Here is a 19,818-nt window from a genome sequence, read left to right as displayed (position 1 = left end):
GAGGTGGCGTATATTACGCTTTCCTCTTTCAGAGTCAACCCTGAATTTCAGGATTTTTTCTCTTTATCGACCGGTTGTTTGTGAAGTGATTCACATGTTCCGTGTCGATGGAGGCGCATTATAGGGAGTTCTCTTGAGGCTGCAACACTAAATTTGCAGTATTTTGACTGACTGCTGCATTCCACAGCAAAACCCCGCCTTATACCCGGTTGTGCACAAACTTATCCACAATTGTGATTTGAACTGAAATTTCGCGAGCGTGACGCAAACGTTTTCGCTACAATACGCCGCGATAAAAGGACGCCCCGTTTTGGGGCGTTAGCTGAGTTTTACGCGTAAAAAACGAGAATTCAGCTAACGCTCTTCTATATGCGAACCAAAGCTAAGGGATCAAACCATGCAACAACGTCGTCCTGTACGCCGCGCTCTGCTCAGTGTTTCTGACAAAGCCGGTATCGTCGAATTCGCCCAGGCGCTCTCCCAACGTGGCGTGGAGCTGCTCTCCACGGGCGGAACTGCCCGTCTGCTGGCTGACGCTGGCCTACCGGTAACTGAAGTCTCTGACTACACCGGTTTCCCGGAGATGATGGATGGACGCGTCAAAACTCTGCATCCGAAAGTGCATGGCGGCATTCTGGGCCGTCGCGGTCAGGATGACGCCATCATGGCGGAGCACGCCATTTCCCCAATCGATATGGTTGTCGTCAACCTCTACCCGTTCGCGCAAACCGTAGCTCGCGAAGGCTGCTCACTGGAAGATGCGGTTGAGAATATTGATATCGGCGGCCCGACAATGGTGCGCTCCGCCGCGAAGAACCATAAAGATGTGGCGATCGTAGTAAAGAGCAGCGACTACCAGGCGATTGTTGCTGAGCTGGATGCTAACGAAGGTTCTCTCACTTTAGAAACCCGCTTCGACCTGGCGATTAAAGCTTTTGAACATACCGCCGCGTACGACAGCACGATCGCCAACTACTTCGGTAGCCTGGTGCCTGCTTATCATGGCGAAAGCAAAGAACCTGCCGGCCGCTTCCCGCGCACGCTGAATCTGAACCTCATTAAGAAGCAGGATATGCGCTATGGCGAGAACAGCCACCAGCAGGCTGCCTTCTATATAGAAGAAGAAATTAAAGAAGCATCCGTAGCCACCGCAACCCAGGTTCAGGGCAAAGCGCTTTCTTATAACAACATCGCCGATACCGATGCCGCGCTGGAATGCGTCAAAGAATTCAGCGAGCCTGCTTGTGTCATCGTCAAGCATGCCAACCCGTGTGGCGTGGCAGTTAGCGACTCCCTGCTGGACGCCTATGACCGCGCATATAAAACCGATCCAACCTCAGCGTTCGGCGGCATTATTGCCTTTAACCGCGAGCTTGATGCCGAAACCGCACAGGCCATTATCTCTCGCCAGTTTGTAGAGGTGATCATTGCTCCTTCTGCGAGTGAAGAAGCGCTGAAGATCACCGCAGCTAAACAAAACGTTCGCGTTCTGACCTGCGGCCAATGGCAGCAACGTGTTCCGGGCCTGGATTTCAAGCGCGTGAACGGCGGCCTGTTGGTGCAGGATCGCGATCTGGGCATGGTCACCGCAGCGGACCTGCGTGTAGTCAGCAAACGCCAGCCAACCGAGCAGGAACTGCGTGACGCGCTGTTCTGCTGGAAGGTTGCGAAATTCGTGAAATCTAACGCTATCGTTTATGCACGTGAGAATATGACCATCGGTATAGGCGCCGGTCAAATGAGCCGCGTTTATTCCGCAAAAATTGCCGGTATCAAAGCAGGCGATGAAGGTCTGGAAGTAAAAGGTTCAGCGATGGCCTCCGATGCCTTCTTCCCGTTCCGCGATGGTATTGATGCCGCAGCCGCCGTCGGCGTGAGCTGCGTTATCCAACCGGGTGGTTCGATCCGCGATGACGAAGTAATCGCCGCAGCCGATGAGCACGGGATCGCAATGATCTTCACCGACATGCGCCACTTCCGCCATTAATCCGGAGCGTTAAAGAATGAAAGTTTTAGTCATTGGTAACGGCGGGCGCGAACACGCGCTGGCCTGGAAAGCGTCGCAGTCGTCTCTGGTTCGCAGCGTGTATGTAGCGCCAGGCAACGCGGGCACTGCGCTGGAACCAGCTTTGCAGAACGTTGCGATTAGCGCGACGGATATTCCTGCCCTGCTCAGTTTTGCGCAAAACGAAAAAATCGATCTGACGATTGTTGGCCCGGAAGCGCCGCTGGTTATTGGCGTGGTGGATGCATTCCGCGCCGCTGGCCTGAAAATCTTCGGCCCAACTCAGGCCGCGGCGCAGTTAGAAGGCTCCAAGGCTTTTACTAAGGACTTCCTGGCCCGCCACAACATTCCTACGGCTGAATACCAGAATTTCACCGAAGTGGAACCCGCGCTGGCGTACGTTCGCGAAAAAGGCGCGCCAATTGTTATCAAAGCCGATGGTCTGGCCGCGGGTAAAGGCGTGATCGTAGCGATGACGCTTGAAGAAGCGGAAGCCGCCGTTAACGATATGCTGGCGGGCAACGCGTTTGGCGACGCCGGGCACCGCATCGTGGTAGAAGAGTTCCTCGATGGCGAAGAAGCCAGCTTCATCGTCATGGTGGACGGCGAAAACGTGCTGCCGATGGCTACCAGCCAGGATCACAAACGTGTTGGCAATGGCGATACAGGTCCGAATACCGGCGGCATGGGCGCTTATTCTCCTGCCCCGGTGGTCACCGATGAAGTTCACCAGCGTGCAATGGATTTGGTTATCTGGCCAACCGTGCGCGGTATGGCGGCGGAAGGCAACATCTATACCGGATTTCTGTATGCGGGGCTGATGATCGATAAACAGGGCAATCCAAAGGTTATCGAGTTTAACTGCCGCTTCGGCGACCCGGAAACTCAGCCAATTATGCTGCGTTTACAGTCCGACCTTGTTGAACTGTGCCTTGCGGCCTGTGACGGTAAGCTTAACGAGACGACATCAAAGTGGGACGAACGTCCTTCTCTGGGCGTTGTCATGGCTGCCGGCGGTTATCCGGCAGAATACCGCATCGGTGATGTGATTCACGGCCTGCCACTTGAAGAAGTCGCTGACGGCAAAGTCTTCCACGCTGGCACAAAGCTGCGCGAAGACGATATGGTGACCACCAGCGGCGGCCGCGTGCTGTGCGTAACGGCGCTTGGCGACACGGTCGCACAGGCTCAGAAACGCGCCTACGAGCTGATGAAGGATATTCACTGGGAGGGCAGCTTTAGCCGCTCAGATATTGGCTATCGCGCCATTGAGCGTGAGAACGCCAGATAAGCCTGAAACTCTGTCGAAAACCGCCCGCGTGGCGGTTTTTTTATCCCTAAAACTCGCTGGGCTTAGGCTGCCAGGAACAGAAATCCTGATTCGCCACCAGCAAGAGCTGTGAGCCTTCTGGCGCTTCCAGCCAGGCAATACTGACTTCCAGCGACGAATGGCTCTGGCGACGCGCTATATGGCTCAGGGATGGGTTGTCCAGCTTCGGCTTGAAGGTTTCGCCTTCGCAGGTCGTTACCGTTCCATCGCGATGCCAGCGCCCTTGCCGCAATATTACTTTCCCGATACGCAGCGCTTCACTGGTCGCTTTCGTACGGGTGGCCTGATACTGGTACAAGGCTATTTGTTCTTTGGAAAGCTGCTGTTTCTGGCCGTTCACCTCGCGCTGCATAAAGCTCAGCTCGCCGCTATCGTCAAAGCGCACTTTGATATGTTCGGGCTGCTTGCCCTGAATGTTCAGTTCGATAAAGACCAGCTCATCGCCCTGCCAGCGGTATTCACTCGTGGCGGTAGCGCCGTTTCTGTACGGACTAAACGCTGTCAGCATATGTACCGAGCTGTCGCTGTTGTCTTTACGCCAGATACGCACCACGCCCTGGTCGGCTACGTAGCCGCTTGCGGTGAACGGGGGAAGTTTATTACTGCTACACGCCGTGAGCAGCAGCGCGCCCGCCATCGCCACCAGCGGACGCCAGACAGACAAAAGGGGCGAAAACGCCCCTCTGCTAAAACTGTTCACTGACACGCGTTAATTACTTAACTGCGTCTTTCAGCGCTTTACCAGAAACAAATGCCGGCACGTTAGCTGCGGCGATTTTGATTTCTTTACCGGTCTGCGGGTTGCGGCCAGTGCGCTCAGCACGGTGGTTCACTTTGAAGGTACCGAAACCAACCAGTTGTACAGCATCACCTTCTTTCAGAGACTCAGTAATTGCAGCCAGAGTGGATTCCAGAGCAGCTTTAGCCTGTACTTTAGACAGGTCAGCCTTGTCAGCAATTACATCAATCAGTTGAGTCTTGTTCATAAGTTATCCTTACAATGTGTTTATCGCTTGCTAAGCATCGAGTGCGACGAAAATGCCTGAAAAGCACTCTCCTGCATACACGCACCGATAGCCACTTTTTTTCGCCCCACAAATGTAGACCAGACGGGGGGCTAATTGGAAGCCTCCAGGCCCTACAAATCGGACTGTACGTCACGTTTTATTGTCTTACTGCTGCAAATTTATACCGATATTACTGCTCCCGGCCTCGCGGAGGTCCGCGCGCAGCCCTTTGATCAGCTCGATATCGCGTTCTTCGCAGTCGGCCAGCAGGCGGAAAATCTCCCACTGAATGTCCCATTCCTCTTCCACCGCAGGGTTGGCACGCAGCTCTTCATCGGTCATTTCTCGACCAGCCTGAGTCATTTCGAGCATTGCGACGGTGGTGATGGAGGACTTGCTGACTTCGATGGCGTGCTCCAGGGTATCCCCTGAAAGACGAGAGTGAAGTAATTCACTCAACGCCACGCACGCATCGATAGCCGGCCAGACGCCGTAAATATCATAGTCGTCTGCGGAAGGAATCGCCTCTTCAAGTTTCTCAAGCTGGCTATCAAAGTTCACTTTCGCATCTTTTACGGTCAGCGTCTCCCAGATGAGATCGACAATACGACGGTAAAGCTGGGCGTCGCCAAAGCCGGTTTGCTGGCAGAACATGGCGTAATTGGGGTACATGCGCTCGCATAAAGAAGCCATGAAAGTGACGTGCTGCCAGCTTTCCAGCTTCTCCAGGCGCAAATGGATTGGGTTTTGTAACATTACGATGTCTCAAAGACGGGAAATTAGCGGCAGTTTACCCTAATCACCCTTGAATTGCTTGCCACCGCGCGAAAGCGGGACGCCCTGAAGCAACGGCATCCGCCCAGCGCGTAGGTTCAGGTAAACGATAGCCTGCCATGCACTTTTGCACCCACAGCAACGCCGTGTCGACACTCACGCGGTGCCCGGTGGCAACGAAGAGAGGATTACAGCGTTTTTTGCTGCGCCACACCCAGGCTAGCTGTTCGCCTTTATCGATCAGCGGTTGTTTTTCGCCGACTTCGTCGCCCAGGGGTTCAAAACGTCCACACAGCCGCTTCTTGGCAACGCCAATAGTGGGTACATCCACCAGCAATCCAAAATGACTGGCGACGCCGAGACGGCGCGGGTGCGAGATGCCGTGCCCATCGACAAAGAGTAAGTCGGGCTTCTGTGAAAGCATCTCCCACGCCGCAAGCAGCGCGGGATATTCGCGAAACGACAGGAAGCCGGGGATATAAGGCATGGTGGTGGCGATACGCGCCACCCGGTGCTCTACCAGCTCAAGGGAAGGATATTTCAGCAGCACTATGGCGGCGCGCGTAACTTCACCGCCCTGCTCAAACCCAACATCGGCCCCGGCGATAAGCGCCGGAGGATCAACGTCAAAGCGATCTTCGCGGATCACATTTGATGCCAGTTCGATCTGTTGCTGACGAAGTGCTGCAAGATCCATTCCTTCTCCTTTTTACTGATGATACCGCCCGGACAGGCGGTGAACGGCTTCAACAAACGCACCCGCATGTTCTGGCGGCACGTCCTGATGGATGCCGTGGCCGAGGTTAAAGACATGCCCCTCGCCCTTGCCGAACCCTTCCAGAATCGTCGAAACTTCTTCTTCAATGCGGGCAGGTGAAGCATAAAGCATAGACGGGTCCATATTTCCTTGCAGGGCGACTTTGTGTCCTACGCGACGACGGGCGTCGGCGATGTCCGTTGTCCAGTCCAGACCCAGCGCGTCGCAGCCGGTTTCCGCCATGGCTTCAAGCCACTGTCCACCGCCTTTGGTAAACAAGGTTACCGGCACGCGGCGGCCTTCGTTTTCACGCAGCAGGCCGTCGACGATTTTATGCATGTAATACAGAGAGAATTGCTGATAGTCGCGCCCGGTCAACACGCCGCCCCAGGTATCGAAAATCATCACCGACTGCGCGCCTGCTTTGATCTGCGCGTTAAGATACAGCGTGACGCTTTGCGCCAGCTTATCAAGCAGCAGATGCAGCGCCTGCGGATCGGCATACATCATCTTTTTGATAATGGTGAAAGCTTTGCTGCTGCCGCCTTCCACCATATAAGTCGCCAGCGTCCACGGGCTGCCGGAGAAACCGATCAGCGGCACCTGCCCCGCCAGGTTTTTACGAATGGTGCGTACCGCGTTCATTACGTAGCCCAGCTCATCTTCCGGATCGGGAATCGGCAGTTTTTCTACGTCGGCTCGGCTGGTAATCGGCGAGGTAAAGCGTGGGCCTTCGCCCGCTTCGAAATAAAGACCAAGCCCCATCGCATCGGGTACGGTGAGAATGTCAGAGAAGAGGATCGCCGCATCAAGCCGCATACGACGCAGCGGCTGCAAAGTCACTTCGCAGGCCAGCTCGGCATTTTTGCACAGGGACATAAAATCGCCGGCCTGAGCGCGGGTAGCTTTATACTCCGGCAGATAACGCCCCGCCTGCCTCATCATCCATACAGGAGTGATATCCACGGGCTGACGCTGCAGGGCGCGGAGGTAACGATCGTTCTTCAGTTCAGTCATATTTGCATTTCCTTTGGCTGTATGCCGCCAGTTTACCACGTCCCGTACTCTGCCCGACAAGCAGCAACGGTGTCCTCAATCAGCCGGCGCGCTACGGTGCCGGCAGCAGGGATGAGGGGCAGTTGATCGTAGCGATACCACTGCGCATCAATCAGTTCTTTCGGATCGATTTTAATGTCGCCGCTGTGATATTCCGCCATAAACGCCGTCATCAGCGATTGCGGGAACGGCCAGGGCTGCGAGGTCACATAACGCAAGTTCTTCACCCGAATATTGCTCTCTTCCATCACTTCACGCGCGACGGCCTGCTCAAGGGTTTCGCCAACTTCGACAAAGCCGGCCAGCACGGTATAAACGCCGTTGCGGTGGCGAGTATGCTGGGCAAGGAGAATGTGATCGTCCCGACGGATCGCGACAATAATGCAAGGGGCTATTTGCGGGTAATAGCGCTCGCGGCAATGGCTGCACAGCATGGCCCACTCGGTTTTGCTTGGGTGCATTTCATGTCCGCAATAGCCGCAAAACTTATGGGAGCGGTAGAATTCGGCAAGCTGCACGCCGCGCCCGGCAAGCTGGAATAGCCCCACGTCCCGATCGATAACCTGACGCACCGAGCCCATATCCTGACGGCGATTCTGCCGAACCAGCCAGACCGGTTCGCCTTCCCACTCGCCAATTTGCCTGCCTTCGACGCCATCCAGTTGAAAATCCGCCGCCAGGCCAAAAGGCAGCTCGCCTTTTGGCAACCACAACTTTTGCTCATGGCTGACGATAAACCAGCCATGGTCTAACTTTTCAATTACACGTTCCATAACCTGGTGCACATCCCCCTGGAGACTGGTATAAACAATAGTCGTTACACTTTTTTGGGTAAGTTTGCGTTAAATCTTATAACTCACGGAGTCAATCATGCTTAACCAGTTAGAGAGTCTGACTGAGCGCGTTGGTGGTAGTAATGAGTTAGTCGACCAATGGCTATATGCCCGCAAACATTTGCTGGTGGCGTATTACAACATGGTCGGGATCAAGCCTAACAAGGAATCTCATTCTGCGCTTAATGAAAAGGCACTGGATGCGTTTTGCCACAACCTTGTCGATTACCTTTCCGCTGGCCATTTCAATATTTATGAGCGCGTTATCGATGAAATGGAAGGCACCAGCCCGCTTTTAGCCGCCACGCAAATCTATCCGCAGCTTGAGGCCAATACCCAGCAGATCATGGAGTTTTACGACACCAATCTGGAAAACGCCATCGATGATGACAACTGCATTGAGTTCCAGCAGGCGTTGTCTGGCATCGGCGAGGCGCTGGAAGCGCGCTTCTCGCTGGAAGATAAGCTCATTGAGCTGGCTTACGCCAACAATCTGCATAGCAGCGCAAACGATGCCAGCGGCCTTGCACGCCCAGCTTGAGTTCCGCACTGTTAACGAGTAATTTAAAAAACGGTCCGTAGCAATACGGATTTCTTCTTGTCGGAGTGCCGAGTGCGAAAGCACCGGCTGAGACCGTTAATTCGGGATCCGCGGAACCTGATCAGGTTAAAACCTGCGAAGGGAACAAGAGTAATTCTGCTTTTGGGTTCACCCGTTTCACGGGTACCCCATATTCATTACTCCATCCGTCGTTCTGACAAGCCACTCCTGAAAACACTGGAATGAGCTATGTCTGCATCTGAAAAAAAACCTGGCCGTCGCGAACAACGCGCCGCGGCACAACGCTTCATCAATACGCTTGAAGGCACCGCTTTCCCCAACTCGCAACGCATTTACCTGACCGGATCACGGGAAGATATCCGCGTGCCCATGCGTGAAATTCAACTCAGCCCAACGATGACGGGCGGCAACAAAGATAACCCGCAGTATGAACCCAACGACGCGGTGCCGGTTTACGATACTTCCGGCCCTTACGGCGATCCGGATATCGCCATCGATGTGCTGCGCGGGCTTTCGCCGTTACGCAGCGGCTGGATTGAAGAACGTGCCGACAGCGAAACGCTGACTGACCGGAGTTCCGCTTATACCAAAGAGCGCCTGGCTGATGACGGCCTGGACGATCTGCGTTTTGAAACTCGCCTCATCCCGCGTCGGGCTAAGACAGGTCAATGCGTAACCCAGCTACATTACGCCCGCAAAGGCATCGTCACGCCAGAAATGGAATTTATCGCCGTGCGTGAAAACATGGGTCGCGAGCGTGTTCGCGACGCTGTATTACGCCATCAGCATCCGGGCGAAGGTTTTGGCGCTCGTCTGCCGGAAAATATCACGCCGGAATTTGTGCGCGATGAGGTTGCCGCCGGCCGGGCGATTATCCCCGCGAACATCAACCATCCTGAATCCGAGCCGATGATTATCGGCCGCAACTTCCTCGTGAAGGTTAACGCCAATATCGGCAATTCGGCGGTGACGTCGTCCATTGAAGAAGAAGTGGAAAAACTGGTCTGGTCTACCCGCTGGGGCGCAGACACGGTAATGGATCTATCCACCGGGCGCTATATCCACGAAACCCGCGAGTGGATTTTGCGTAACAGCACGGTACCGATTGGTACCGTGCCCATTTATCAGGCGCTCGAAAAAGTTAACGGCATCGCCGAAGACCTGACCTGGGAGATGTTCCGCGACACGCTGCTGGAACAGGCCGAGCAAGGCGTAGACTACTTCACTATTCACGCGGGCGTACGGCTAGCGTATGTGCCGATGACCGCCAGACGCCTTACCGGCATTGTCTCGCGCGGCGGCTCGATTATGGCGAAGTGGTGCCTGTCGCATCATCAGGAAAACTTCCTGTACGAACATTTCCGCGAAATCTGTGAAATTTGCGCCGCCTATGACGTCTCGCTTTCTCTGGGCGACGGCCTGCGTCCCGGCTCCATTCAGGATGCCAACGACGAAGCGCAATTTGCCGAGCTGCACACGCTGGGCGAGCTGACAAAAATCGCCTGGGAATATGACGTGCAGGTGATGATTGAAGGCCCGGGACATGTGCCGATGCAGATGATCCGTCGCAACATGACGGAAGAGCTGGAACATTGCCACGAAGCGCCGTTTTATACTCTCGGGCCGTTAACGACCGATATCGCCCCGGGCTACGACCACTTCACCTCGGGTATAGGCGCTGCGATGATCGGCTGGTTTGGCTGCGCGATGCTTTGCTACGTAACGCCAAAAGAGCACCTGGGCCTGCCAAACAAAGAGGATGTTAAGCAGGGGCTTATCACTTACAAAATTGCGGCGCATGCCGCAGATCTGGCAAAAGGTCACCCCGGCGCGCAAATTCGCGATAACGCCATGTCGAAAGCTCGTTTCGAATTTCGCTGGGAAGACCAGTTTAACCTGGCGCTCGATCCCTTCACCGCTCGCGCCTATCACGACGAAACGCTGCCGCAGGAATCCGGCAAAGTCGCACACTTCTGCTCAATGTGCGGACCGAAGTTCTGCTCAATGAAAATCTCCCAGGAGGTTCGCGATTTCGCGGCCAAACAGGCCATTGAAGTCGGCATGGAAGATATGTCGCAGTCTTTCCGGGCGAAAGGCGGGGAAATTTACCTGCGTCAGGAGGAAGTATGACGACTAAATCCGCCTTCCCTGCCGTGCCGCAGCGGCTGGGACTTTACCCGGTCGTGGATAGCGTTGAATGGATTGCCCGCCTGCTTGAGGCAGGCGTTCGCACCCTTCAGCTACGCATCAAAGATAAGCCTGACGAAGAGGTGGAAGCCGATGTCGTTGCCGCCATCAAACTCGGCCAGCGCTTTGAAGCGCGGCTGTTCATCAACGATTACTGGCAACTGGCCATTAAACATCGTGCCTATGGCGTGCATCTGGGTCAGGAAGATCTGGATGTCGCCAATCTGGACGCCATTCACGACGCGGGCCTGCGTCTTGGGCTTTCAACGCACGATAATATGGAAATGGATCGCGCCCTGGCGGCGCGCCCTTCTTATATCGCGCTCGGGCATGTCTTTCCGACCCAAACCAAACAGATGCCTTCTTCCCCGCAGGGGCTGGAACAGCTTGCCGCGCATGTCAAAACCCTCGGTGATTACCCGACTGTGGCGATCGGCGGCATCAGCATTGATCGGGTGCCTGCGGTTCTCGCCACGGGCGTGGGAAGCGTGGCGGTTGTCAGTGCGATAACCCAGGCAGCAGACTGGCGCGTGGCAACGGCGCAGTTGCTCGAACTGGCAGGAGCAGGCGATGAATGATGCAGATTTTATGCGCTACAGCCGCCAGCTTCTGCTTGAGGATGTCGCCCTTGAGGGGCAGAAAAAACTGCTCGCCAGCCGCGTACTTATTGTTGGGCTGGGCGGGTTAGGCTCCCCGGCTGCGCTTTATCTTGCCGCCGCAGGCGTTGGTACGCTGATTCTGGCCGACGATGACAACGTGCATATCAGTAATCTCCAGCGCCAGATCCTGTTCACCTCGCAGGATATCGACCAGCCGAAATCGCAGGCAGCCCAACGCCATCTTAAGCAGCTTAATCCTGGTATCGAACTACAGGCAATAAGTGAACGTTTGCACGGAGAAACGCTTAGTCAGGCGGTCAGCAATGCCAACCTGGTGCTTGATTGCAGCGACAACATGGCTACACGCCACGCGATTAACGCTGCCTGTGTCGCACAGGGCAAACCACTAATCTCTGCCAGCGCCGTAGGCTTTGGCGGGCAGTTGATGGTGTTAACGCCGCCCTGGGACAACGGCTGCTATCGCTGCGTCTGGCCGCACGAAAATGAGCCGGAGCGAAACTGCCGCACCGCGGGCGTGATTGGTCCGGTCGTCGGCGTAATGGGGACGTTGCAAGCTCTCGAAGCCATTAAAGTGTTAACCGGCATGGTCCCGGCAAGCGGTTCGTTGCGGCTGTTTGACGCCCGCCAGCACAGTTGGCGCGCCCTCAGCATGCAAAAATCCGCACAGTGTCCGGTTTGTGGGGGACAAGATGCGCATCTTCTTTAATGATGAACCCATGCAGTGTGCCGATAGCCTTACGCTTGCAAAGCTGCTGGAACACTTACGTTTACTTAAACCGGGCGTTGCGCTGGCCATAAACCAGACCATTGTCCCACGAGAGCTTTGGGACACCCATTTGCTGCGCGATGGCGACCAGATTCTGCTTTTTCAGGCCATTGCCGGAGGTTGATATGCTGCACATTGCTGATAAAACGTTTTCTTCTCGCCTGTTTACCGGCACCGGGAAATTCTCCTCTCCTGAGGTGATGGTCGAAGCCATTCGCGCCTCCGGTTCGCAACTGGTGACGATGGCGATGAAACGTGTCGATTTACGAAATCATAACGACGCTATCCTGGCTCCTTTGCTGGCAGCAGGCGTGCAATTACTTCCCAATACATCCGGTGCGAAAACGGCGGAAGAAGCTCTGTTTGCGGCACGGCTTGCCCGCGAAGCGCTTGGCACGCACTGGATAAAACTGGAAATTCACCCGGATGCCCGCTACCTGTTGCCCGACCCCATCGAAACGCTGAAGGCTGCTGAAATACTCGTAAAACAAGGGTTCGTTGTCTTGCCGTATTGCGGCGCGGACCCGGTTTTATGTAAGCGACTGGAGGAAGCAGGATGCGCTGCCGTGATGCCGCTAGGTGCGCCAATTGGATCAAATCAGGGCTTACAGACCCGCGCCCTTCTGGAAATCATTATCGATCAGGCGAAAGTGCCGGTAGTTGTGGATGCAGGAATTGGCGCCCCCAGCCATGCCGCCGAAGCGCTGGAAATGGGCGCTTCGGCGGTTCTGGTGAATACCGCGATTGCCGTAGCGCAGGACCCGGTGCAGATGGCGCGGGCGTTTAGCCTGGCGGTAGAAGCCGGCGTCATCGCGGCAAATTCTGGACTGGGTGCTCGCCGCCAGCAGGCTCAGGCTTCCAGCCCGTTAACGGAATTTCTTCAGCTTAGCCAGGAGGGAGCATGATGGCAGCTATCTTCACCGATCGGTGGCGCGAGCTGGACTGGGATGACATCACCCTGCGTATCAACAGCAAAACCTCAGCCGATGTTGAGCAAGCTTTAGGCGCCCGGAAAATCACCCGCGACAATCTTATGGCCCTGCTCTCTCCGGCAGCCAGCCGGTATCTCGAACCGCTCGCCCAACAGGCACAGCGTTTAACCCGCCAGCGTTTTGGCAACACGGTTAGTTTTTATGTGCCGCTGTATCTTTCTAATCTTTGCGCCAATGACTGTACCTATTGCGGATTCTCGATGAGTAACAAACTCAAGCGAAAAACGCTCGACGAGCTTGAGATTGAAAGGGAATGCGAGGCGATTCGCAATCTGGGCTTTGAACATCTGCTGCTGGTCACCGGCGAGCATCAAACCAAAGTGGGCATGGACTATTTTCGTCAGCACCTGCCCGCTATCCGTAGCAGATTCAGTTCGCTGCAAATGGAAGTGCAGCCGCTGGATGAACATGAATATGCGGAGCTGAAAACGCTCGGGCTGGACGGTGTGATGGTTTACCAGGAAACCTATCATCAGGCGTTATACGCGCAGCATCATCTGCGCGGCAACAAGCAGGATTTCTTCTGGCGGCTGGAAACGCCGGATCGGCTGGGGCGCGCAGGAATAGATAAAATCGGCCTTGGCGCGCTGATTGGCCTTTCTGATAGCTGGCGCACCGACTGTTTTATGGTGGCGGAGCATCTGCTGTGGCTGCAGCAGCATTACTGGCAAAGCCGATATTCCGTTTCGTTCCCACGTTTACGGCCCTGCACCGGCGGCGTGGAGCCTGCTTCGGTGATGAGCGAAAGCCAGCTTGTGCAGGCGATTTGCGCTTTTCGCCTGCTGGCGCCGGACGTAGAGCTTTCTTTGTCCACACGCGAATCACCGTGGTTCCGCGATCGCGTGATTCCCATCGCCATTAACAACGTGAGCGCATTTTCCAAAACGCAGCCGGGAGGCTATGCCGACAACCATCCAGAGCTTGAGCAGTTTGCCCCACACGATGGACGCACGCCGCCAGAAGTCGCCGCAGCTTTGACTCGGTCAGGCTTGCAACCCGTCTGGAAAGACTGGGACAGCTTTCTGGGAAGGGCCTCGCAGTAGCCAGGCAATTTTGCCGGAAAGAAAAAAGAGTTTCAGAGCGGCGCCGAAAGGTCTGTCACTCTGTATTGCGCTGCTTTTTTAAGTGAAATATTGTCGCCCGGTCGAACTTTGCATCCGGCCGGGGCGAAAACTTGTCCTTCTCATTGTCGCCTCGTTTTCCTGGATTTATGCGCAAGATTTTTCAAGGTAAAACAAAAAATGTAACCGGTTTCAGGATTTCGCCATTTCTTTTGTGATACCTCACACACAATCAAGTTAAAGCGGTTGTTGGACTGCCGTCTCGCGGATAATTATCTGTCTATCCAACGGACATTGAGAGCAGATTATGAAAAATATCGTTTTGTGTTGTGCTGCAGGTATGTCTACCAGCATCCTGGTTCAACGAATGAAAGACGCAGCGACGAAGAAAGGTATCGAAGTTTCTATCAAGGCTGTGCCTGTCGCAGAATTCAAAGACAATATTGATACCGCTGATATTGTGCTTCTCGGTCCACAGGTTAAATACGAGCATGCCAAGCTACAGGCTATCGCTGAACCGCTGGGCAAAACCGTCGCCGTTATCGATATGATGGATTACGGCATGATGAAAGGCGACGTGGTGCTCGATAAAGCTTTGAAACTAATGGAGTGAGATGACGTGGAAGATTTAGAATCGATTATCATGGAACTGCTGGTCAACGCCGGTAGCGCACGTAGCCAGGCACTGACAGCATTGCAGCTCGCTCGTAAAGGAGATTTTGAAGCGGCCGAGCAAGCGATGGAAGAATCCCGTGAGTTTGTAAAACACGCTCACAAAATACAGACCCAGCTTATTGGTTTGGATGAAGGCACCGGCAAGCTGCCGGTTAATTTGATCACCGTCCACTCGCAGGATCACCTGATGAACGCCATGGTGATCCAGGATCTGGCGGGTGACATGATTGAGCTATACCGCCGTCTGCCGCTCATCAACTGATTGCATTCCTGTTCAGACATAAAAATGCCTGCCTTGTCGGGCATTTTTATTTCCTGTCTTAAACTCCGCTAAAAAACGCCCACCGCAATTGTTGTAAAACTTACCCGTAATTGTTCTATGCTTTTTCAGTATTAAATTCATGAGGCCGCACTAAGCGCCTGGAGCACGAGAGATGGTTAAAGATACGACTGTCCTGACCGGAAAATGCCACTGCGGAGGCGTACGTTTTCAGGCCACGCTAAGCGATGGGCTGCACGCCGTACGCCGCTGTAACTGTTCATATTGCCGTATGCGTGGCGCCGTGGTCGCCTCCGCGGAAATGGGCGGGGTCGTTATTTTACAAGGAGAAGAGATGCTGACCAGCTATCGGTTTAATACCGGAACGGCACAACACTTCTTCTGCTCGCGTTGCGGAATTTACACGCATCACCAGCGGCGTTCTAACCCGCAGCAGTACGGGGTGAACGTGGCCTGTCTTGAAGGTATTAGCCCATTCGATTTTACGGAAGTGCCTGTGATGGATGGCGTTAATCATACCCGCGATACCGGAAAGCCAGAGCGCCGGGCGGGTACTTTGCGTTTCATCGCCGAAGAATAATTACGCTTTTTGCCGAAAAATGCCTGTAAAAAAACCCGCCGAAGCGGGTTTTTAATTTAGCGTTGGCTTACGAACGATTACTCGTCTTTGCCGCCAAGGTTGCCGGCGTTCAACAGTTCTGCAAGGCTTGCAGAAGCGTCTTCAGCGGTAACCTGAGGTGCCGCAGGGATTTCACCCGCTGCACGACGGCGCATACGATCCTGGTGGTACGCATAACCGGTACCGGCCGGGATCAGACGACCCACGATTACGTTCTCTTTCAGGCCGCGCAGTTCGTCGCGTTTACCCGCAACGGCTGCTTCGGTAAGCACACGAGTGGTCTCCTGGAACGATGCCGCGGAGATGAAGGACTCGGTTGCCAGAGAAGCTTTGGTGATACCCAGCAGGTCACGTGCGAAGGACACGTTGATCTTGCCGTTCGCTTCCAGTTCGCGGTTAGCGATCTTGATGCGAGAGTATTCAGCTTGCTCACCTTCCAGGAAGTCGGAGCTGCCGGCGTTAACGATGGTTGCTTTACGCAGCATCTGACGCACGATGACTTCGATGTGTTTATCGTTAATCTTAACGCCCTGCAGACGGTAAACGTCCTGCACTTCGTTAGTGATGTAACGGGTCACAGCATAGACGCCACGCAGACGCAGAATGTCATGCGGAGACTCTGGACCATCGGAAACTACGTCACCACGTTCCACGCGCTCGCCTTCGAACACGTTCAGTTGACGCCATTTCGGAATCATCTCTTCGTAAGCATCGCTGCCGTCGATTGGGGAGATAACCAGACGGCGTTTGCCTTTGGTTTCTTTACCAAACGAGATGATACCGCTGATTTCAGCAAGGATCGCAGGCTCTTTCGGACGACGCGCTTCGAACAGGTCAGCAACGCGTGGCAGACCACCGGTAATATCCTTGGTACCGCCGGATTCCTGAGGAATACGCGCCAGGGTATCACCCGCACTGATCTGAATGCCATCTTCCAGTTGAACAATCGCTTTACCCGGCAGGAAGTACTGAGCAGGCATATCGGAGCCTGGGATCAGAACGTCGTTGCCCTGGGCATCAACAATTTTCAGCGCTGGACGCAGGTCTTTACCACCCGCGGTACGTTCTGCAGAATCCAGAACAACCAGAGATGACAGGCCGGTCAGTTCGTCGGTTTGACGAGTAATGGTCTGGCCGTCGATCATGTCGGTGAAGCGGATGAAACCACTTACCTCGGTGATGACCGGCATGGTGTGCGGATCCCAGTTCGCTACGGTTTCGCCCGCTGCAACCTGCTCGCCATCACCTTTAGCCATTACCGCACCGTAAGGAACTTTATAGCTCTCTTTGGTACGACCGAATTCATCAATCAGCTTCAGTTCAGTGTTACGTGAAGTCACCACCAGCTTACCGGTAGAGTTCACAACCGACTTAGCGTTGCTGAGCTTGATGCTACCTTTGTTCTTAACCTGAATGCTGGATTCAGCAGCAGAACGAGATGCCGCGCCACCGATGTGGAACGTACGCATCGTCAACTGTGTACCTGGTTCACCGATGGACTGTGCCGCGATAACCCCGATAGCTTCACCTTTGTTGATGATGTGGCCACGTGCCAGGTCGCGACCGTAGCAGTGCGCACATACGCCAAAGTCAGTTTCGCAACCTACTACGGAACGTACTTTTACGCTGTCAACAGAGTTAGCTTCCAACAGGTCACACCATTGCTCATTGAGCAGGGTGTTACGGGTTACCAGGATGTCTGCCGTGCCAGGCTTGAGCACGTCTTCAGCCGTAACACGGCCCAGTACGCGATCGCGCAGCGGTTCTTTAACGTCGCCACCTTCGATAACCGGAGTCATCAGGATGCCTTCGTGAGTACCACAGTCATCTTCGGTAACAACCAGGTCCTGCGCGACGTCAACCAGACGACGAGTCAGATAACCGGAGTTCGCCGTTTTCAGTGCGGTATCCGCCAGACCTTTACGAGCACCGTGGGTCGAGATGAAGTACTGGAGTACGTTCAGACCTTCACGGAAGTTCGCGGTGATTGGCGTTTCGATGATGGAGCCATCTGGTTTCGCCATCAGACCACGCATACCTGCCAACTGACGAATCTGTGCTGCGGAACCACGCGCACCGGAGTCGGCCATCATGTAAATGCTGTTGAAGGAAACCTGCTGCTCTTCTTCGCCGTTACGGTTAATAACGGTTTCAGTTTGCAGGTTGTCCATCATCGCTTTGGATACACGATCGTTCGCCGCGGCCCAGATATCGATAACTTTGTTGTAACGCTCGCCCGCTGTAACCAGACCGGACTGGAACTGTTCCTGAATCTCAGCAACTTCAGCTTCGGCTTCAGAAATGATTTCAGTTTTCTTCTCTGGGATGACCATGTCATCGATACCAACGGATGCACCTGAACGCGCTGCATAGGCAAAGCCGGTGTACATCGTCTGGTCAGCAAAGATTACGGTCGGCTTCAGACCCAGAATGCGGTAACAGGTGTTCAGCATTTTGGAGATTGCTTTCTTGCCCAGCGCCTGGTTGACGATGGAGAAAGGCAGACCTTTCGGTACGATCATCCACAAAATCGCACGACCTACGGTGGTGTCGATCAGACTGGTTTTCGCAACGAACTCGCCGCTTGCATCTTTTTCATATTCGGTGATACGCACTTTGACACGCGCATGCAAAGAGGCCAGGCCAGCGCGATAAATACGCTCAGCTTCTTTAGGGCCAGTCAGCACCATGCCTTCGCCTTTGGCGTTAACACAGTCACGAGTCATGTAGTACAGACCCAATACAACGTCCTGAGAAGGAACGATGATTGGCTCGCCGTTCGCTGGTGACAGGATGTTGTTAGTAGACATCATCAGCGCACGCGCTTCCAACTGAGCTTCAAGCGTCAGCGGAACGTGTACTGCCATCTGGTCACCATCGAAGTCGGCGTTATAGGCCGCACAAACCAGCGGGTGCAGCTGGATAGCTTTACCTTCGATAAGGACTGGTTCAAATGCCTGGATGCCCAAACGGTGCAGGGTTGGTGCACGGTTCAGCAGTACCGGGTGTTCGCGGATAACTTCGTCCAGGATATCCCAGACTACAGCTTCTTCGCGCTCAACCATTTTCTTCGCAGCTTTAATGGTGGTAGCAAGACCACGCAGTTCCAGCTTGCCGTAGATGAACGGTTTGAACAGCTCCAGCGCCATTTTTTTCGGCAGGCCGCACTGATGCAGACGCAGGTATGGACCTACGGTGATAACAGAACGACCGGAGTAGTCAACACGTTTACCGAGCAGGTTCTGACGGAAACGACCCTGCTTACCTTTGATCATATCGGCCAAAGATTTCAGAGGACGCTTGTTAGAACCGGTGATCGCACGACCGCGACGACCGTTATCCAGCAGGGCATCTACCGCTTCCTGCAGCATACGTTTTTCGTTACGTACGATGATATCCGGCGCAGCCAGATCCAGCAGACGTTTCAGACGGTTGTTACGGTTAATGACGCGACGATACAGATCGTTCAGGTCAGAAGTCGCGAAACGACCACCATCCAGCGGTACCAGCGGACGCAAGTCTGGCGGCAGAACCGGCAGAACGGTCAGGATCATCCACTCTGGCTTGTTGCCAGACTGAACGAATGCTTCCAGCAGCTTGATACGCTTGGTCAGCTTTTTACGTTTGGTTTCGGAGTTGGTTTCGTTCAGCTCTTCACGCAGAGTTTCACACTCTTGCTCCAGATCCATATTTTTCAACAGGGCCTGGATTGCTTCCGCACCCATCTTCGCATCGAATTCGTCACCGAACTCTTCCAGCGCATCCAGATACTGCTCTTCGGTCAGGATCTGACGACGCTCGAGGTTGGTCATCCCGCCTTCGATAACAACATAAGATTCGAAGTACAGCACGCGCTCGATATCACGCAGCGGCATATCTAACAGCAGGCCGATACGGGATGGCAGAGATTTCAGGAACCAAATGTGCGCAGTTGGGGAAGCCAGTTCGATGTGGCCCATACGCTCACGGCGTACTTTAGTCTGGGTCACTTCAACGCCGCACTTCTCGCAGATTACGCCACGGTGTTTTAAGCGCTTGTACTTACCGCACAGGCACTCATAGTCTTTTACTGGCCCGAAAATACGAGCACAGAACAGACCGTCACGTTCTGGTTTGAACGTACGGTAGTTGATGGTTTCCGGCTTTTTAACTTCACCGAACGACCATGAACGGATCATGTCTGGCGATGCCAGAGCAATTTTGATCGCATCAAACTCTTCGGTCTTAGTTTGCGCTTTCAGAAACTTAAGTAAGTCTTTCACGGATTAGCTCCCGTCGGAGTGAGACTTCTCAG

General features: G+C 54.4%; 19 protein-coding genes and 1 riboswitch. Of the genes, 12 read left to right on the top strand and 7 right to left on the bottom strand.

The genetic code is table 11. The features are described from left to right. Positions 1-397: 397 nt before the first annotated feature. Positions 398-1,987: a bifunctional phosphoribosylaminoimidazolecarboxamide formyltransferase/IMP cyclohydrolase gene (purH, locus tag MUA00_RS00795; RefSeq protein ID WP_271121299.1), complete on the top strand. Its 1,590-nt coding sequence runs from the start codon at positions 398-400 to the stop codon at positions 1,985-1,987. A 16-nt stretch (positions 1,988-2,003) separates the two neighbouring features. After that, positions 2,004-3,296, top strand: a complete 1,293-nt coding sequence (purD, locus tag MUA00_RS00790) for a phosphoribosylamine--glycine ligase (protein WP_271121298.1) — start codon at positions 2,004-2,006, stop codon at positions 3,294-3,296. A gap of 46 nt (positions 3,297-3,342) precedes the next feature. On the opposite strand, the gene MUA00_RS00785 is transcribed toward purD, so the two are convergent. From MUA00_RS00785 to nudC, 6 genes are all read right to left on the bottom strand, one after another. Next, a complete protein-coding gene (locus tag MUA00_RS00785; protein ID WP_271121297.1) occupies positions 3,343-4,035 on the bottom strand; it encodes a DUF1481 domain-containing protein in 693 nt (230 codons plus the stop codon). 13 nt (positions 4,036-4,048) lie between these two features. Continuing rightward, positions 4,049-4,321, bottom strand: coding sequence for a nucleoid-associated protein HU-alpha (gene hupA / locus MUA00_RS00780; protein WP_002445246.1), 273 nt, complete (start codon positions 4,319-4,321; stop codon positions 4,049-4,051). A gap of 186 nt (positions 4,322-4,507) precedes the next feature. After that, positions 4,508-5,098: a YjaG family protein gene (locus MUA00_RS00775; RefSeq protein ID WP_271121296.1), complete on the bottom strand. Its 591-nt coding sequence runs from the start codon at positions 5,096-5,098 to the stop codon at positions 4,508-4,510. 43 nt (positions 5,099-5,141) lie between these two features. Beyond that, on the bottom strand, positions 5,142-5,813 hold the full coding sequence (gene nfi, locus MUA00_RS00770; RefSeq protein ID WP_271121295.1) for a deoxyribonuclease V: 672 nt from the start codon (positions 5,811-5,813) through the stop codon (positions 5,142-5,144). A gap of 12 nt (positions 5,814-5,825) precedes the next feature. Further along, complete coding sequence (gene hemE / locus MUA00_RS00765) at positions 5,826-6,890, bottom strand: uroporphyrinogen decarboxylase (RefSeq protein ID WP_271121294.1); 1,065 nt, start codon at positions 6,888-6,890, stop codon at positions 5,826-5,828. A gap of 32 nt (positions 6,891-6,922) precedes the next feature. Next, entirely contained in the window at positions 6,923-7,702 is a 780-nt protein-coding gene (nudC, locus tag MUA00_RS00760; protein ID WP_271121293.1) for an NAD(+) diphosphatase, read from the bottom strand. Between the two features lie 97 nt (positions 7,703-7,799). Between nudC and rsd the strand changes: the two genes are divergently transcribed. The 10 genes from rsd (at position 7,800) to MUA00_RS00710 (ending at position 15,485) form a co-directional block, all read left to right on the top strand. After that, a complete protein-coding gene (rsd, locus tag MUA00_RS00755) occupies positions 7,800-8,303 on the top strand; it encodes a sigma D regulator (RefSeq protein WP_271121292.1) in 504 nt (167 codons plus the stop codon). 51 nt (positions 8,304-8,354) lie between these two features. Then, a riboswitch (TPP riboswitch) is annotated at positions 8,355-8,464 on the top strand. Positions 8,465-8,552: 88 nt separating this feature from the next. After that, complete coding sequence (thiC, locus tag MUA00_RS00750) at positions 8,553-10,454, top strand: phosphomethylpyrimidine synthase ThiC (protein ID WP_271121291.1); 1,902 nt, start codon at positions 8,553-8,555, stop codon at positions 10,452-10,454. Continuing rightward, positions 10,451-11,089, top strand: a complete 639-nt coding sequence (gene thiE, locus MUA00_RS00745; RefSeq protein ID WP_271121290.1) for a thiamine phosphate synthase — start codon at positions 10,451-10,453, stop codon at positions 11,087-11,089. Before thiC ends, thiE begins: the two co-directional genes overlap by 4 nt. Next, entirely contained in the window at positions 11,082-11,837 is a 756-nt protein-coding gene (locus tag MUA00_RS00740) for a HesA/MoeB/ThiF family protein (protein ID WP_271121289.1), read from the top strand. Before thiE ends, MUA00_RS00740 begins: the two co-directional genes overlap by 8 nt. After that, positions 11,821-12,021 carry a sulfur carrier protein ThiS gene (gene thiS / locus MUA00_RS00735; RefSeq protein WP_271121288.1) on the top strand — a complete coding sequence of 67 codons (201 nt, stop codon included), beginning with the start codon at positions 11,821-11,823 and terminating at the stop codon, positions 12,019-12,021. The genes MUA00_RS00740 and thiS overlap by 17 nt, the downstream gene beginning before the upstream one ends. A 1-nt stretch (position 12,022) precedes the next feature. Continuing rightward, on the top strand, positions 12,023-12,802 hold the full coding sequence (thiG, locus tag MUA00_RS00730; RefSeq protein ID WP_271121287.1) for a thiazole synthase: 780 nt from the start codon (positions 12,023-12,025) through the stop codon (positions 12,800-12,802). After that, positions 12,802-13,932 carry a 2-iminoacetate synthase ThiH gene (thiH, locus tag MUA00_RS00725; protein ID WP_271121300.1) on the top strand — a complete coding sequence of 377 codons (1,131 nt, stop codon included), beginning with the start codon at positions 12,802-12,804 and terminating at the stop codon, positions 13,930-13,932. Before thiG ends, thiH begins: the two co-directional genes overlap by 1 nt. A 325-nt stretch (positions 13,933-14,257) precedes the next feature. After that, the gene (locus MUA00_RS00720; RefSeq protein ID WP_271121286.1) at positions 14,258-14,563 is read left to right on the top strand and encodes a PTS sugar transporter subunit IIB; all 306 of its coding nucleotides are present in this window, start codon (positions 14,258-14,260) and stop codon (positions 14,561-14,563) included. A 6-nt stretch (positions 14,564-14,569) separates the two neighbouring features. Then, complete coding sequence (locus MUA00_RS00715) at positions 14,570-14,887, top strand: PTS lactose/cellobiose transporter subunit IIA (RefSeq protein WP_271121285.1); 318 nt, start codon at positions 14,570-14,572, stop codon at positions 14,885-14,887. A gap of 172 nt (positions 14,888-15,059) precedes the next feature. After that, entirely contained in the window at positions 15,060-15,485 is a 426-nt protein-coding gene (locus MUA00_RS00710) for a GFA family protein (RefSeq protein ID WP_271121284.1), read from the top strand. Positions 15,486-15,562: 77 nt separating this feature from the next. Here MUA00_RS00710 and rpoC read toward each other — a convergent pair whose 3' ends face one another. Then, complete coding sequence (rpoC, locus tag MUA00_RS00705; RefSeq protein ID WP_271121283.1) at positions 15,563-19,786, bottom strand: DNA-directed RNA polymerase subunit beta'; 4,224 nt, start codon at positions 19,784-19,786, stop codon at positions 15,563-15,565. Positions 19,787-19,818: the final 32 nt, after the last annotated feature.

The sequence above is a fragment of the Dryocola boscaweniae genome (assembly GCF_025215095.1).
Lineage (GTDB): Bacteria > Pseudomonadota > Gammaproteobacteria > Enterobacterales > Enterobacteriaceae > Dryocola > Dryocola boscaweniae.
Note: the sequence above shows the minus strand (reverse complement) of the source record. Positions and strands in the feature narration are given on the sequence as shown.